The sequence below is a fragment of the Georgenia halophila genome (assembly GCF_039541595.1).
This window is the reverse complement of sequence record NZ_BAABGN010000002.1, coordinates 376,114-391,458: the sequence shown is the minus strand read 5'-3', so window position 1 is coordinate 391,458 and position 15,345 is coordinate 376,114. Positions and strand designations below refer to the sequence as shown.

The following is a 15,345-nucleotide window of genomic DNA, read 5'->3' as shown; positions in this document are numbered from 1 at the left end:
GCACCGCCCAACCAACGACCGCGCATCGGACCAGAGTCGCCGGACAACTACCCTGAGCCCGTGCTCACCCTCGGCATCGACACCTCCGGCGGCTCCCGCGTCGCGCTCGTGGAGTCCGCGGCGAACGACCTCTCGGACGGCCTGACCGTGCTCGGCCACGACGAGGGGGCCGATCCGCGCCGCCACGCCGAGGTGCTCGCCCCGATGATCGAGCGCCTCCTGAGCCTTCGCCCGAGCGGCCCCGAGCTCGTGGCCGTCGGGACCGGCCCCGCCCCGTTCACCGGCCTGCGGGCCGGGATCGTCACGGCGCGGGTCTTCGCCCGCGCCCGCGGCGTGCCGGTCCACGGCGTGTGCTCGCTGGACGCCCTCGCTCGCCAGACGCTCGACGTCCTCGGCGACGACGCGACGGAGGTGCTCGTCGTCACCGACGCCCGCCGCCGGGAGGTCTACTGGGCCCGCTACCGCGCCGCAGGACCTGACGACGTCGAACGGTTGGCCGGTCCGGAGGTCGCCGCCCCGGCGGCCGTCGCCGAGCGGCACGCCACCACCGTCGAGGGTGGGCTCGTGGTGGCGGGCGGCGGAGCCGTGCAGTACTCGGACGTCCTGGCCGGCCGGGAGGACCTGCCGGCCGCCGTCGAGCCGGCCGTGCTCGCGAGGCTGGTGCTGGCTCGCCTGGCCCGCCGGTCCGCCGGCGAGGAGGTCGAGCTCGGCCTGGAGCCGCGGTACCTGCGCCGGCCCGACGTCCAGCTACCCGGCGCGGCCAAGCGGGTCGGCTGAGCCATGACTCCCGCGGACCCGAGCGGCGCCGACGTCAGGCTGCGTCCCCTGGCCCTCGACGACGTGGACCGGGTGATGGAGCTCGAGGACGCGCTCTTCGGCCCGGGCGCGTGGAGCCGCGGTGCCTACGTCGAGGAGCTCACCTCCGCGTACGGGCGCACCTACGTCGCGGCGGTCGTCGACGACGACGGCCGTGAGCGAGTGGTCGGCTACGGCGGCCTGGCCGCGGGCGACGAGGCGCAGGTCCTGACGGTCGGCGTCGAGGCCGCGTACCGCAGACGTGGCATCGGTGCGCTGCTGGTCGACGCGCTGCTCTCGGCCGCCCGGACGGGCGGCGCGCGTACGGCGCTGCTCGAGGTGCGGGCGAGCGACGACGTGGCGCAGCGGCTCTACGCCCGTGCCGGCTTCGTCCCCATCGGGGTGCGTCGCGGCTACTACCAGGCGGAGGGGGAGGACGCCGTCGTCATGCGGGCACGGCTGACCCGCACGCCCGGCCCGGTGGGATCCGAGCACACGGGTGGCGGCGCACCTCCGGCTGGGAGCGGGTCGTGACCGACCCGACGCGCGCCCGGGTGCTCGTGACGGCCGCCGAGCTGGCCGACGAGCTCGGCGGCGACCCGGCCGACCACGCGCAGCCCGTGCTGCTGGACGTGCGGTGGTCCCTCGCCCAGCCGGACGGCCGGGACGCCTTCGAGCATGGCCACCTCCCGGGAGCGGTGTTCGTCGACCTGGAGTCCGAGCTCGCCGGACAACCGAGCCCGACCGCGGGACGCCACCCGCTCCCCGAGCCGGCCGACCTGCAGGCCGCCGCGCGCCGCTGGGGGCTCCGAGACGGCGCGCGGGTGGTCGTCTACGACGATGTCGGGGGCACCTCCGCGGCGCGCGCGTGGTGGCTGCTGCGCTGGTCCGGCCTGCCGGACGTGCGGATCCTCGACGGCGGTCTCGCCGGGTGGCGGACCGCCCGCGGCCCGCTGGAGGCGGGTCCGGCGACGCCGGAGCCCGGGGACGTCGTCCTGCCGCTGGCCGCAGGGACGGCGCCACCCGCCATGCCGACCACCGACGCCGACGGCGTCGCCTCCTGGACCGGCGTGCTGCTTGACGCGCGCGCCGGTGAGCGGTACCGCGGCGAGCGCGAGCCCGTGGACCCGCGGGCCGGGCACGTGCCCGGGGCACGCAGCGCCCCGACGACCGAGAACCTCGCCGTGTCAGGAGCCTTCCGCCCGCCCGGGTTGCTGCGCGAGCGGTTCGCCGCCCTCGGTGCGATCCCCGGCTCCGACGTCGCCGTCTACTGCGGCTCCGGCGTCACGGCCGCGCACGAGATCGCCGCGCTGGCCAGCGTCGGCGTCGACGCGGCGCTGTACCCGGGATCGTGGTCCCAGTGGTCCGCGGATCCTGGGCGGCCGGCGGCCACGGGGGAGCAGAGCCGGCAGACTCACTGAGGGCCCGGCGCCACCGGCGTACGCCACCCGACCGACCCGGCTCCAGCCGGTTCGCGGTGTGTCTCACCCAGACGTGAGTGACATCACGGAACTGCGCCGCGCGCCCGTCGTCCCGCGCCGCGTGCCCGTCATTCCGCGCCTCCGCTGTCGGGCCCGGGGCGCCGGGGCGGTGGCCCGTGCCGCGGCCGGGCACCGTCGTTCCGGGCCGGGCGCAGGTCGTCGCTAGGATCGAGGTCATGGTCACGAACGCTGCGCCCCCTGCGCCGACCGTCCCGCGCCGGGCGAGATACACCACGGTGGCCCTCAAGTGGGCCATGGCGATCTCCGGGATCCTCTTCGTCCTGTTCGTCCTGGTGCACATGTACGGCAACCTGAAGGCGTTCTCCGGGCAGGAGGCGTTCGACGGCTACGCGGAGAGCCTTCGCGAGCTGCTGTACCCGTACCTGCCGCACATGGGCTTCCTGTGGATCCAGCGCGTGGTGCTGACGCTCGCGCTGATCGTCCACGTCTACGCCGCCGCCGTGCTGTGGCTGCGAGCTCGGGCCGCGCGCCCGAAGAAGTACGTGGCGCACAAGTCCACGGTGCAGACCTACTCCTCGCGCACGATGCGCTGGGGCGGTGTGATCCTGCTGGCCTTCGTGGTCTTCCACATCCTGCAGTTCACGACCGTGACGATCGAGGTTGGCGGCAGCTTCGACAGCCCATACCAGCGCCTGGTCGTGGCCTTCTCCCCGGAGCACTGGTGGGTCTACGTGACCTACCTCATCGCGATCGTCGCGCTCACGATGCACGTGCGCCACGGCGTGTGGAGCGGGCTGCAGACCCTGGGCGCCTCCGACCGGACCAGGCAGGCGGCGATCAACTGGATCGCCTACCTCGTGGCCGCCGCGCTGCTCATCGGGTTCATGGCGCCCCCGACGGCGATCCTGCTCGGATTCGTGAACTGAGGACTTCTATGACGACCACCGAGAGCACGCAGACGACCACCGGCGAGCTGGTCGCGGGGCTGTACCGCGAAGGCGCACCGGTCGCCGACACCAAGGCGCCCGAGGGGCCGCTGGGCGAGCGCTGGGAGAAGCGACAGTTCTCCGCCCGGCTCGTGAACCCGGCCAACCGCCGCAAGATGAGCGTCATCATCGTCGGCACCGGCCTCGCCGGTTCCTCGGCCGCGGCGACGCTGGGCGAGGCCGGCTACAACGTCAGCGTCTTCTACTACCAGGACAGCCCCCGGCGCGCACACTCGATCGCCGCCCAGGGCGGCATCAACGCGGCCAAGAACTACAAGAACGACAACGACTCGGTCTACCGGCTCTTCTACGACACCGTGAAGGGCGGCGACTTCCGCTCTCGCGAGTCGAACGTCTACCGGCTCGCCGAGGTCAGCACCAACATCATCGACCAGGCCGTCGCACAGGGCGTGCCGTTCGCCCGTGAGTACGGCGGCCTCCTGGACAACCGCTCCTTCGGCGGCGTTCAGGTCTCGCGCACGTTCTACGCCCGCGGGCAGACCGGCCAGCAGCTCCTGATCGGCGCCTACCAGGCTCTCGAGCGGCAGGTGGCCGCCGGCACGGTGCAGTCGTACTCCCGCCACGAGATGCTCGAGCTCGTCGTCGTCGACGGGCGGGCACGCGGGATCATCGCCCGCGACCTGGTCACCGGTGAGGTCGAGACGCACCTGGCGGACACCGTGGTGCTCGCCACCGGTGGGTACGGCAACGTCTTCTTCCTCTCCACCAACGCCATGGGCTCCAACGTCACCGCCGGCTGGCGAGCACACCGCAAGGGGGCGTACTTTGCCAACCCCTGCTACACGCAGATCCACCCGACCTGCATCCCCGTCGCCGGCGACTACCAGTCGAAGCTCACCCTGATGAGCGAGTCGCTGCGCAACGACGGCCGCATCTGGGTGCCCAAGGCGCAGAACGACACCCGGAACCCGCGCGAGATCCCCGAGGAGGAGCGCGACTACTACCTCGAGCGCACCTATCCCGCGTTCGGGAACCTCGTGCCCCGCGACATCGCCTCCCGCGCCGCAAAGAACGTCTGCGACGAGGGCCGCGGCGTCGGCCCCGAGGTCGAGGGTGTGCGCCGCGGCGTCTATCTCGACTTCGCCGAGGCCATCGAGCGGATGGGTCGCTCCGCCGTCGCCGCCAAGTACGGCAACCTCTTCGACATGTACCAGCGCATCACCGGTGAAGACCCCTACGAGGTACCGATGCGCATCTACCCGGCCGTGCACTACACGATGGGTGGGCTGTGGGTGGACTACGACCTGCAGTCGTCCGTCCCCGGCCTGTTCGTCACCGGCGAGGCCAACTTCTCCGACCACGGTGCGAACCGGCTGGGTGCCTCCGCACTCATGCAGGGCCTGTCGGACGGTTACTTCGTGCTGCCGAACACCATCAACGACTACCTCGCGGACGCGCCGTTCGAGAAAGTCCCCGAGGACCACCCCGCGGTGCGCGAGGCACAGGAGTCGGTCCGCTCGCGCATCGACGCGTTCCTTTCCGCCAACGGCTCCCGCTCCGTCGACTCCTTCCACAAGGAGCTCGGCAACATCATGTGGGAGTACTGCGGCATGGAGCGCTCGGAGGAGGGCCTGCGGTACGCGATCGACCGCATCCGCGAGCTCAGGGAAGCGTTCTGGCGGGACGTGCGCGTGCTCGGCACGAACGAGGAGGTCAACCAGGCACTCGAGCGCGCCGGACGGGTCGCGGACTTCATCGAGCTCGGCGAGCTGATGTGCATCGACGCGCTGCACCGCCGCGAGTCCTGCGGCGGCCACTTCCGCGCCGAGTCGCAGACCGAGGACGGCGAGGCGCTGCGCCGCGACGACGAGTTCGCCTACGTGGCGGCCTGGGAGTCGCCCGACGGGCCGGACGGGGCGCCGGTGCTGCACAAAGAGGACCTGAGCTACGAGTACGTCGAGATGAAGCAGCGGAGCTACAAGTGAAGATCACCCTCAAGGTCATGCGGCAGGCGGGCCCGCGCGCCGAGCCCCGCCTCGTCGACTACGAGCTCATGGGCGTCACCGAGGACATGTCGTTCCTCGAGATGCTCGACGTCCTCAACGAGGAGCTCACCGAGCGCGGCGAGGACCCGGTCGCTTTCGACTCCGACTGCCGCGAGGGCATCTGCGGCATGTGCGGCATCGTCATCAACGGCGAGGCGCACGGCCCGGAGCGCACCACCACCTGCCAGCTCCACATGCGTTCCTTCAAGGACGGCGACACCATCACCCTGGAGCCCTGGCGCGCCAGTGCCTTCCCCGTGATCAAGGACCTGGTGGTGGACCGGTCCTCGTTCGACCGCATCATCCAGTCCGGCGGCTACATCTCGGTGAACACCGGTGCCGCCCCGGACGCGCACGCCACCCCGGTGCCCAAGGAGAACGCCGACAAGGCCTTCGAGGCCGCCGCCTGCATCAGCTGCGGAGCCTGCGTCGCGGCCTGCCCGAACGCGTCGTCGATGCTGTTCACCGCAGCAAAGGTCGCCCATCTCGGCCTGCTCCCGCAGGGCCAGCCCGAGCGTGAGGCTCGAGTGGTCAACATGCTGCAGCAGCAGGACGCCGAGGGTTTCGGCGGGTGCACCAACATCGGCGAGTGCGCCGCGGTGTGCCCCAAGGAGATCCCGCTGGACGTCATCAGCATGCTGAACTCCGACCTCGGCAACGCGCTCGTCCGCAACAAGTAGGCCCCGCCGCCCGCGTCGGCTCGGCCGCCAGGACCGTCTTCGTGGCGCGTCCAGTGCCGCGACGGCCTTCGCAGGCAGCCTGACCACGAGCGAAAATCGGCCGCGGAGTCTGGCATCGCCGGGCCATTTCTGTCTCTAGCGGCCCACGACTACCCTGATCCGGTGAGCGAACCCCTCGTCCTCGGCATCGAGACGTCCTGCGACGAGACCGGCGTGGCCATCGTCCGGGGGAGCGAGCTCCTCACCGACGTCACGGCGTCGTCGATGGACGAGCATGCCCGCTACGGCGGCATCGTCCCCGAGGTGGCCTCGCGCGCGCACCTCGAGGCGTTCCTCCCCACGCTGGACACCGCCCTGGAGCGGGCCGACGTCGACCTGTCCGAGGTCGACGCGATCGCCGTGACGGCGGGGCCCGGTCTCGTCGGATCGCTCACGGTCGGGGCCGCCGCGGCCAAGGCGCTGGCCCTGGGTACCGGCAAGCCGCTGTACGGCGTCAACCACGTCATCGGGCACGCCGCCGTCGACGAGCTCGTGCACGGGCCCTTTCCCGAGCGATTCGTCTCGCTCGTCGTCTCCGGCGGGCACAGCTCGCTGCTGCTCGTCGACGACATCGCCACGGGAGTCCGTGAGCTCGGACAGACGCTCGACGACGCCGCCGGCGAGGCGTTCGACAAGGTCGGGCGCCTGCTGGGTCTGCCGTACCCGGGCGGCCCGCACGTGGACCGGCTGTCCAGGGAGGGGGACCGGGAGGCGATCCGTTTCCCGAGAGGCCTGACCGCTGGGAAGGACAAGGAACGGTACGCCTACGACTTCTCCTTCTCGGGCCTGAAGACGGCGGTGGCGCGCTACGTCGAGGGCTACCAGGACCGCGGCGAGAACGTGCCGGCGGCCGATGTCGCGGCAGGGTTCTCGGAGTCGGTCGCCGAGGTGCTGGTCACGAAATCGCTCGCCGCCTGCGAGCGGAACGGCTGCGACACCCTCGTGATCGGCGGCGGATTCTCCGCGAACTCCCGGCTGCGGGAGCTCGCCGCCGAGGAGGCCGAGGACCGCGGCATCACCGTGCGGATCCCGCCCATCCGGTACTGCACGGACAACGGCGCGATGATCGCCGCGCTGGGTTCGGCCCTCGTGCGCTCGGGAGCGGCGCCGTCGTCCCTCGACCTGCCCACGGACTCAGGCATGCCGCTGGAGACGGTGCGGGTCTGACCTCGGGCGCCGAGCCGTGCGGCAGGCACCGTTCAGTCGGCGCGGGCCCCCGCCGCACGCCGCCGCAGGGCGGGAGCCAGGCGCCAGGCGCGCGCCGCGACGAGGAAGAGGGCCAGCGCGACCACCCAGGCCCAAGGGAAGCCCGACCACTCCAACGATGCCGCCTGCTCGCTGTTGGTGATCGTGATCTCCGCCCCCAGCAGGCGCGCCGTCGCCGATCCGCCGGCGGCCGGCGCAACCTGCCACAATGCCGACGCGAAGACCGCCGTCGCCACGAGGCAGAACAACAGCCATCCGAGCGCCACGGACCCGCCGAACGTCCACCGTGGCAGCCCCGGGTCCTGCAGGGCGCGGTACTCGGCCGCGAGCAGCCGAGCGGGGCCGAGGCCGCTGACCGCCTCGCGCATCGAGGTGTCGGCGGCCGCCGCGTCCAGCCCGCCGCGGAGCTGGGAGAGCACGGGTCGGCGTTCCTTGGCCGGGACGTCGTCCATCCAGATCGACAGGGCGAGCAGGTAGCGCTCCCTGCGCAGCCTGTCCCGCAAGGACGGACGGATGGAGGCGGTCGTGGCGGATGTCGGCGTGGTCATGCTGGGGCCTCTCGTGGAGAGTGACGGTTGGCCCGGCCCGGGCCGGGCATGAGGACGACGGCGACGACGTCACCGAGCTGGTGCCAGCCACGCCGCTGCCGGCCGAGGTGCTCGAGGCCGGCGTCGGTGGGCGTGTAGTACTTCCGCACGGGGCCGGCGGAGGACCGGACGAGGTACGAGGTGAGGTGGTCGTCGCGCTCGAGCCGGGCGAGAACCGGGTAGACCGAGCCGGCGGCCACGTCGACGAGGCCGGCGTCCTGCAGCCGTGTGACGAGCTCGTAGCCGTAGGAGTCCTGCTCGCGCAGCAGCGCGAGGACGAGCATGGGGAGCACACCCTTCAGGAGCTGGGGGTCCCGTGCGGCGGGCGTCGAGGCGGGCATGCAAGGACGCTATACCCACTACTCGGTTACGCCAAGTACTGGGTATAAGGCTCAGAGTGGGCGGCCCGCCCTCATCTCGGCGACCAGCGAGTCGGTAACGGCGTTGAGCCCGCCCGCCTCGGCGACCCGGAGCTGCCGCTGGTACGAGGCGCCGTCGTGCAGGATGCGCTGCACGCATGCCAGGTCCTCGAGGCACCCCAGCCGGTCGGCCACCGGCTCGAGCTCGCTCAGCATGGCTGTCACGGTCTCGGTGACGAGCTCCTCCTCGCCGCCGCCGTCGCGGATCAGGACCGCGTCCATCCCGTACCGGGCGGAGCGCCACTTGTTCTCGACGACGAACCACCGCGGCGCGGTCGGAAGGTCCTTGCCGTCGTCGAGCATGGACGAGTAGTGCTCCACGAGGCAGTGGGTGAGCGCCGAGGTGGCGCGCAGCTCCTCGACGTTCGTCGCGGCGTCGCACACCCGAACCTCCACGGTGCCGAGGGCCGGAGAGGGCCGGATGTCCCAGCGCACCTCGGAGAAGGTGTCGATGACGCCGGTCCGGGTCAGGTCGTCGACGTAGTGCTCCAGCTCGGACCAGGTGTCGAACTGGTACGGGACGCCCGCGGTGGGCAGCTGCTGGAACATCATGGCGCGGTTCGAGGCGTACCCCGTGTCCTGGCCGTTCCAGAACGGCGACGAGGCGGAGAGCGACTGCAGGTGCGCGAACCGCGTGAGCAGCGCGCGCATGATCGGCAGCGTCTTGGCCCGGTCCTCGATGCCGACATGGACGTGGACCCCGTAGAGCTGCATCTGGCGACCCCACCAGCGGGTGCGGTCGATGAGCCTGGCGTATCGCTCGCGGTTGGTGACCTTCTGGAAGGCGGGCTGAGCGAAAGGGTGCGAGCCTGCGCCCGCCAGCTCGATGCGCAACGGGTCGGTGACGCGGCGCAGGTCGGTGATCGCGTGCTCGAGGTCCGCCAGCGCGTCGCCCACGGTGCGGCAGACGCCGGAGACGACCTCGACCGTGTTGAGCAGGAGCTCGGGATGCACGTTCGGGTGCGGCTCGCCGTCCGCGCCGGCCAGCTCGGCCAGGATGGTCTCGGCAGCCTGGCGCAGGTCGCCGTCGTCGGCGTCGAGGAGCTGCAGCTCCCACTCGATGCCGACCGATGATCTCTGCGACCGCGCGAAGTCCAGTCTCACGGGGGCCAGTGTGCCGGTCCGAGGGCGGGCGCGCGCGGACTACGTGAGCGGCTCGACCACCAGGACGCTCTGGCGCCCGGCCAGCCGCGTGAGCACGATCGTCGCCTCGCCGTCTCCCTTGAGCGCCAGCTGGCGTCGCAGCCGCTCCGGCTCGACGGCGGTCCCGCGCTTCTTGATCGCTACCGCACCCACGCTTCGCTCGCGGAGGTAGCCGCGCAGGCGCTTGAGGCCGAAGACGAAGTGATCGAGCACCCGGTAGCCGGTGGCGAACGGGGTGTCCACGAACTCGTCCCCGGTCAGGTACGCGATCCCCTCGCTGACCAGGCCCGCGCGCAGGTCCTCGGCCGACCGGGCGACCAGGCCCGCGCGGATGACCGCGCCGTCGGGCTCGTACAGGTACTCACCGACGGCGCGGACCTCGCCCGCCCGGGCCGGAGCGTCCGGCGCGCCGGCGTCGGTCCCGGCGACCTTCTCGGACTCGGTGAGGATGTGGGCGTCGTCCCCGGCGAGCACCAGCGCGGACCGTCCCGGTCCCTCGGGTGCGAGGGGACCGAACCACAGCCCTGCCTCGACGACGTCCCCGTCGACGCTGACCCACTGCGCACCGGTGTCCCTCGGGAGCGCCGAGTACGGGATCCCCGGTGCCACCTTCAGCCCCAGGGCCGGCACAGTCTCGCGGAGGGCCAGCAGGTCGGCGAGGGCAGGCTGGTAGGCGGCCGGGTCGAAGACGCGGCGTCCGCCGCGGGTCCGGCGAGCGGGATCGGCGAAGACCGCGTCCGCCCCCTCGGCAGCCAGGTCCAGACTCATCGCGTCCGCATGCCGGACCCGCGCGGTCGGGAAGTGGCGCAGATTGACCGTGGCCAGCGCCGCCGTCGCCTCGTCGGCCTCGACCGCGAGGACGGGAACACCGAGCGCGGACAGCGCCATGGCGTCCCCGCCGAGCCCGCAGCCCAGATCCGCCACCAGGTCCGATCCAGCAGCGACGTACCGCCGGGCGTGGTGCGCGCCGACGCTCAGGCGGGTGGCCTGCTCCAGCCCGGCCTGGGTGAAGAGCATCCCGGACGCGAAGTCGCCGAACTTCGACGCTGCTCGCCCGCGCAGCCTGGACTGGGTCAGTGCCGCGGCCACGAGATCAGGGTCGACGCCCCGCGACCGGAGACCCTCGGAGAGCCGCATGGCGGTCTCCTCCGAGTACGGGGGAAGCGTCTCGAGCAAGCCCCAGCCATCCGGCTCGAGGAGGCGTCTCAGGCCGGCCATCACTGCGGAATCCACCGGTCGATCCTATGGGCACGCCGTTCCCTGGGATCCGCGACGACCCAGCTGCCGGCGGCTCGGACGCACCATCGACCAGCGCGTCTAGCACTCGCCTTGACCGAGTGCTAACTCAGGCCTAGATTTGGCGGAGGCGCGACCCTTGGTCGCGGCAGTCTTCACCGAAGACGGTGCGTCCGACCCCCGCGACGGCGGCCGCTCCGGCGACGGTGATGAACCTATGTCCGTCCCATCTCATGCGAAGAAGGGGAGGTCCGCAGTGTCGGTCTCCATCAAGCCGCTCGAGGACCGTATCGTCGTGCAGACCCTCGAGGCCGAGCAGACCACGGCGTCTGGTCTCGTCATCCCTGACACCGCCAAGGAGAAGCCCCAGGAGGGCACTGTCCTGGCGATCGGTCCGGGCCGCATCGACGACAACGGCAACCGCATCCCGCTGGACGTCAAGGAAGGCGACGTCGTCATCTACAGCAAGTACGGCGGCACCGAGGTGAAGTACGCCGGCGAGGAGTACCTCATCCTCGCCGCGCGTGACATCCTCGCCGTCGTCGACAAGTGACGCGGTAGCTCGAACACGCACGAAGCCCCGGCCGAGATGGCCGGGGCTTCGTCGTGTCCGGGGGCCGGTGCGTGCCCCGGGCGGATCAGGTCGAGAACCGGATGGTCAGGACGCGGCCGGGTACGGCACCGCCGTCGACCGCTGCGCCAGAACCTCCTGACGCTCGTCCTCACTGAGGCCGCCCCACACGCCGTACGGTTCGCGCACGGCCAGCGAGGCCTGCCGGCACTGCTCGATGACGGGGCAGGTGGCACACACCGCCTTCGCGGCCGCATCCCTGCGGCGACGCGTCCCGCCACGCTCGCCCTCCGGGTGGAAGAACAGATCGGGGTCGGCCTCGCGACACGCACCCTGGTACTGCCACTCCCAGAGATCCATCACCGGGCCGGGAAGCCTGGACAGCTCAGCCATGTCAGCGATCCTTTCGTCGGGACGTGCGTTGGTCTCCTACTTCGTTGGACAAGGCGATGAACAACGCACTGAACAACTTGGTGAGCAACTTAGCAACCGATGCGCCACTTGTTCAAGCCCCTTGTTCAGAGTTGTTCGCCAGGAGCTTCGTCCGCCTCGGGCCATTCGCCGTCGGCGAGCAGGTTCGTCCGATGGGCGAGTCGCAGTGGCGTGCGTTGCGTGATCGCGTCAGTATCGACTCCATGACGACGGGACACGGCGGCGCCGGTCCGTCCGGGAGCAGCTCGGCGCAGACCGAGCAAGATCCGAACGACATGCCGCGCGGAAACCGTGCGGGCGAGCGCGGCAACGCGAATCTCGACCGGCACGCGGGCAGTGCTGCACCGCTGACTGTGGCCGGTGTGGCGAGCAGGCTCGGCGTGGCCGCGTCGACCCTGCGCACGTGGGACCGCCGTTACGGCCTCGGACCCTCGTCCCACGTCGCCGGCGCCCACCGCAAGTACACCCCCGACGACGTCGCGCGGCTCGAGCGCATGCGTCAGCTCACGCTCCAGGGGGTCGCGCCGTCCGACGCCGCCCGGGCGGCCAGCGCCTTCGACCCCGCAGACCCGGAGGCAGCCCCGCCCCCGGTCCCGCTCGCACAGGAGACGCAGCCCCGCCTCCGGGTCCTGGTCGACCCGCTCTCGCTCGCCGCCGCGGCGGTCGAACCGGATCCGCTGCGCGTCCAGCGCATGGTCGAGCAGGAGGTGGAGGACCAGGGCGTGGTGCGCACCTGGACGTCGATCACCGGCCCCGCCCTGAGCATGCTCGCCCGCCGGGACAAGACCGACCTGCCTGGCGTCGAGCCCGAGTCGGTGCTGCGCGCCGCCTTCCTCACGGCCGTGCGCTACGCCGTCGGGCAGTCGGCGAGCGGGGAGCCCGCCGGCGAGCTGGTGCTGCTCTGCTCGGGCGAGGAGGAGCGACTGCAGGCGCACGTCGTCGGCGGCGGGCTCGCCGAGCACGGAATCCGCGCCCGGGTGCTGCGTGCCGAGCAGGTGCGCGATCCCGAGCAGGTGCTCGACGCGATCGACCGGCGCCACGCCGGCGTGCTCGCCGTGCTGGGCAACCCACCCTTCGTCGAGGACGTGGTGCGTGCGGCCTCCGGACGGGGCGACATCGAGATCTTCCTGCTGGGCGACGACCCGCCGGACCTGTGGCTGCCGCACGTGCACAGGGTCCGCACCCTCGGAGCCGCCGTCGAGGAGATCGCGGCCGCGAGCCGCGGGGAATCCTGAGACCGACGAGCGCCTGTGTCTGTCGCCACGGCCACGGCACTACGCGGGCCCCGCCCGCCCACGTAGGATCGTGCCGTGGCAGAGACGGTGACGCAGACCAACGAGCATGCACCCGCGACCGATACGGGCCTGCCTGCCGCCGACCCTGAGACCGCGCAGCAGCCCACGCCCGACGCCCGGGACCCGTTCGGCTTCGTCGGCCTGACGTACGACGACGTCCTCCTGCTGCCCGGGTACTCCGACCTCGCTCCGGACGAGATCGACACCACCTCCCGCCTCACCCGTGAGCTGAACCTGCGAGTGCCCCTGGTCAGCGCCGCGATGGACACGGTGACCGAGTCCCGGATGGCGATCGCGATGGCCCGCCAGGGCGGCCTCGGCGTCCTTCACCGCAACCTGTCGATCGAGGACCAGGCCTACCAGGTGGATCTGGTCAAGCGGACGCAGACCGGCATCATCACCAACCCGGTCACCATCCGCTCGGACGCGACGCTGGAGGAGCTGGACGCCCGCGCCGGCCAGTACCGGATCTCGGGCTTCCCGGTGGTCGACGCCGACCAGAAGCTGATCGGCATCATCACCAACCGCGATCTACGGTTCACGCCGGTGGCCGAATGGGCGGCCACCCGGGTCCGCGACGTGATGACCCCGATGCCGCTGATCACCGGGTCGGCGGGGATCAGCCGCGAGGAGGCCACCGCGCTCCTGCGCAAGCACAAGCTCGAGCGCCTGCCGCTCGTCGACGCCGGCGGCAAGCTCTCCGGGCTCATCACCGTCAAGGACTTCGTCAAGTCCGAGCAGTTCCCCGACGCCTCCAAGGACAGCCAGGGACGGCTCATGGTGGGCGCCGCGATCGGCTACTTCGGTGACTCCTGGGAGCGCGCCACCACCCTCGTCGAGGCCGGCGCCGACGTGTTGGTCGCGGATACCGCCCACGGCAACGTGCGGATGCTGATCGAGATGGTGCAGCGGCTCAAGAGCGACCCCGCCACCCGGCACGTCCAGGTCATCGGCGGCAACGTCGCGACGCGCGAGGGTGCGCAGGCGTTCGTCGACGCCGGGGCGGACGCCGTCAAGGTCGGCGTCGGCCCGGGCGCGATCTGCACGACCCGCGTGGTCACCGGCGTCGGCGTCCCGCAGGTGACCGCGGTCTACGAGGCCTCCCTCGCCTGCCGGCCGGCCGGGGTACCGGTCATCGCCGACGGCGGACTGAAATACTCCGGCGAGATCGCCAAGGCGCTCGTCGCCGGCGCCGACACCGTCATGGTCGGCTCGATGCTGGCCGGCACCGAGGAGACCCCGGGCGAGACCGTCCTGGTCAACGGGAAGCAGTACAAGTCCTTCCGCGGCATGGGCTCGATGGCTGCCATGTCGAGCCGCGGGAAGAAGTCCTACTCCAAGGACCGGTACTTCCAGGCAGAGGTCACCAGCGACGACATGATCGTCCCGGAGGGCATCGAGGCCCAGGTGCCCTTCAAGGGTCCGCTGGCCACCATCGCCCACCAGCTCGCCGGCGGGCTGCACCAGTCGATGTTCTACATCGGCGCGCGCACCATCCAGGAGCTGCAGACCAAGGGTCGCTTCGTCCGTATCACCTCCGCCTCGCTGCAGGAGAGCCACCCGCACGACGTCAAGATGACCGTCGAGGCCCCCAACTACGCCGGCTGAGAGCGTCACTCAGCCCTTCGGCCTCAGCCCTTCAGCTCGCAGACGCGAGCTCCTCGACCGGCATCGGCCAACCGGGATCCACGTCCCGGCCGGGGCGCTGCTCGGCGGCCCGCCGGGCATTGTGCCCCTCCGCCCACTCGCGGTACTTCGTCACCTGCCAGCTGTGCAGGTCCGGCAACGACATCTCGCCGATCTGCGGGAACGCCGCGGCGATCCCGGTGAGCACGTCCAGCGTGGCGAGGACGTCCACCTCCGCGGTGTGCAGGTCCGCCCGCGTGGCCACGCCGTAGTGCATGCACAGGTCGCCGAGCGTGCGTGGCGCGTCACGCAGGCCGTCGAGCGCACGGTCGAGCAGCAGCGGGTCGATGACGGGCAGGCATGGTCGGAGGCGCTCGGCCAGGCGGGGGAGGCCGTGCCGGACGAGCTCGTTGTCGAGCAGCACGAGGTCGAAGGCGGCGTTGTACGCCACCAGGGGTACGCCGTCACGCTGGGCCCTGACCAGGGCGCTGGCGATCTCCTCGAGGGCGACGGCGGGAGGAGAGCCGGATGCTCGTACCAGGTCCGTGGTGATCCCGTTGATGGCGCTCGCCGCCGGGGGGATCTCCACACCGGGGTCCACCAGCCAGGTCCGCACCCGCGACGTCGCGCCCCGGCGGAGCACGAGGGCGGCGGAGACGATCCTGTCGGAGGTCACGTCGACGCCGGTCGTCTCGGTGTCGAACCCGAGGAACTCGCCGTCGCACCAGCTGCTCATGCTGACCTCCCTTACGCACAGCACTGTGCCAGGGCCCGCCCACATCGAGGCGCAGGACCTGCTCGGCATGTCGCCTGCCCGACGTGCACCGGAGCCACTCGACGCGCGCGCACCGGCAACCGTGTGTGGTCGAATGCCGGGGAACG

At 71.7% G+C, this 15,345-nt stretch carries 16 protein-coding genes; 10 read left to right on the top strand and 6 right to left on the bottom strand.

Going from position 1 to position 15,345, the window contains the following annotated elements; genetic code table 11:
- Positions 1 to 60 precede the first annotated feature (60 nt).
- From tsaB to tsaD, 7 genes are all read left to right on the top strand, one after another.
- Positions 61 to 777, top strand: a complete 717-nt coding sequence (gene tsaB, locus ABD907_RS03225) for a tRNA (adenosine(37)-N6)-threonylcarbamoyltransferase complex dimerization subunit type 1 TsaB (protein ID WP_345215044.1) — start codon at positions 61 to 63, stop codon at positions 775 to 777.
- A 3-nt stretch (positions 778 to 780) separates the two neighbouring features.
- A complete protein-coding gene (gene rimI, locus ABD907_RS03220) occupies positions 781 to 1,329 on the top strand; it encodes a ribosomal protein S18-alanine N-acetyltransferase (protein ID WP_345215043.1) in 549 nt (182 codons plus the stop codon).
- The gene (locus ABD907_RS03215; protein WP_345215042.1) at positions 1,326 to 2,216 is read left to right on the top strand and encodes a sulfurtransferase; all 891 of its coding nucleotides are present in this window, start codon (positions 1,326 to 1,328) and stop codon (positions 2,214 to 2,216) included. The genes rimI and ABD907_RS03215 overlap by 4 nt, the downstream gene beginning before the upstream one ends.
- A gap of 236 nt (positions 2,217 to 2,452) precedes the next feature.
- On the top strand, positions 2,453 to 3,163 hold the full coding sequence (locus ABD907_RS03210) for a succinate dehydrogenase cytochrome b subunit (RefSeq protein WP_345215041.1): 711 nt from the start codon (positions 2,453 to 2,455) through the stop codon (positions 3,161 to 3,163).
- An 8-nt stretch (positions 3,164 to 3,171) separates the two neighbouring features.
- Positions 3,172 to 5,169 (top strand): fumarate reductase/succinate dehydrogenase flavoprotein subunit, encoded by a 1,998-nt coding sequence (locus ABD907_RS03205; RefSeq protein WP_345215040.1) that lies wholly within the window; start codon positions 3,172 to 3,174, stop codon positions 5,167 to 5,169.
- Positions 5,166 to 5,909, top strand: a complete 744-nt coding sequence (locus tag ABD907_RS03200; protein ID WP_345215039.1) for a succinate dehydrogenase/fumarate reductase iron-sulfur subunit — start codon at positions 5,166 to 5,168, stop codon at positions 5,907 to 5,909. Before ABD907_RS03205 ends, ABD907_RS03200 begins: the two co-directional genes overlap by 4 nt.
- A gap of 162 nt (positions 5,910 to 6,071) precedes the next feature.
- Positions 6,072 to 7,115: a tRNA (adenosine(37)-N6)-threonylcarbamoyltransferase complex transferase subunit TsaD gene (tsaD, locus tag ABD907_RS03195; RefSeq protein ID WP_345215038.1), complete on the top strand. Its 1,044-nt coding sequence runs from the start codon at positions 6,072 to 6,074 to the stop codon at positions 7,113 to 7,115.
- Positions 7,116 to 7,147: 32 nt separating this feature from the next.
- Here tsaD and ABD907_RS03190 read toward each other — a convergent pair whose 3' ends face one another.
- Genes ABD907_RS03190 through ABD907_RS03175 form a run of 4 tightly spaced genes read right to left on the bottom strand, consistent with a single transcriptional unit; the run spans position 7,148 to position 10,536 of the window.
- Positions 7,148 to 7,702, bottom strand: a complete 555-nt coding sequence (locus ABD907_RS03190; protein ID WP_345215037.1) for a hypothetical protein — start codon at positions 7,700 to 7,702, stop codon at positions 7,148 to 7,150.
- Complete coding sequence (locus ABD907_RS03185) at positions 7,699 to 8,082, bottom strand: PadR family transcriptional regulator (protein ID WP_345215036.1); 384 nt, start codon at positions 8,080 to 8,082, stop codon at positions 7,699 to 7,701. Before ABD907_RS03185 ends, ABD907_RS03190 begins: the two co-directional genes overlap by 4 nt.
- Positions 8,083 to 8,133: 51 nt before the next feature.
- On the bottom strand, positions 8,134 to 9,264 hold the full coding sequence (locus ABD907_RS03180; RefSeq protein ID WP_345215035.1) for a glutamate--cysteine ligase: 1,131 nt from the start codon (positions 9,262 to 9,264) through the stop codon (positions 8,134 to 8,136).
- A gap of 39 nt (positions 9,265 to 9,303) precedes the next feature.
- Positions 9,304 to 10,536: a THUMP-like domain-containing protein gene (locus ABD907_RS03175; protein WP_425555669.1), complete on the bottom strand. Its 1,233-nt coding sequence runs from the start codon at positions 10,534 to 10,536 to the stop codon at positions 9,304 to 9,306.
- A 259-nt stretch (positions 10,537 to 10,795) separates the two neighbouring features.
- Here ABD907_RS03175 and groES point away from each other — a divergent pair, with 259 nt between their 5' ends.
- A complete protein-coding gene (gene groES, locus ABD907_RS03170) occupies positions 10,796 to 11,092 on the top strand; it encodes a co-chaperone GroES (protein ID WP_345215034.1) in 297 nt (98 codons plus the stop codon).
- Between the two features lie 105 nt (positions 11,093 to 11,197).
- Here groES and ABD907_RS03165 read toward each other — a convergent pair whose 3' ends face one another.
- Positions 11,198 to 11,503, bottom strand: a complete 306-nt coding sequence (locus ABD907_RS03165) for a WhiB family transcriptional regulator (RefSeq protein ID WP_345215033.1) — start codon at positions 11,501 to 11,503, stop codon at positions 11,198 to 11,200.
- A gap of 242 nt (positions 11,504 to 11,745) precedes the next feature.
- Here ABD907_RS03165 and ABD907_RS03160 point away from each other — a divergent pair, with 242 nt between their 5' ends.
- The gene (locus tag ABD907_RS03160; protein ID WP_345215032.1) at positions 11,746 to 12,777 is read left to right on the top strand and encodes a MerR family transcriptional regulator; all 1,032 of its coding nucleotides are present in this window, start codon (positions 11,746 to 11,748) and stop codon (positions 12,775 to 12,777) included.
- 201 nt (positions 12,778 to 12,978) lie between these two features.
- A complete protein-coding gene (gene guaB, locus ABD907_RS03155) occupies positions 12,979 to 14,445 on the top strand; it encodes an IMP dehydrogenase (RefSeq protein WP_345215419.1) in 1,467 nt (488 codons plus the stop codon).
- 31 nt (positions 14,446 to 14,476) lie between these two features.
- Here the strand turns inward: guaB and ABD907_RS03150 are convergent, their stop codons facing one another.
- The gene (locus ABD907_RS03150) at positions 14,477 to 15,199 is read right to left on the bottom strand and encodes an exonuclease domain-containing protein (protein ID WP_345215031.1); all 723 of its coding nucleotides are present in this window, start codon (positions 15,197 to 15,199) and stop codon (positions 14,477 to 14,479) included.
- Between the last annotated feature and the right edge of the window lie 146 nt (positions 15,200 to 15,345).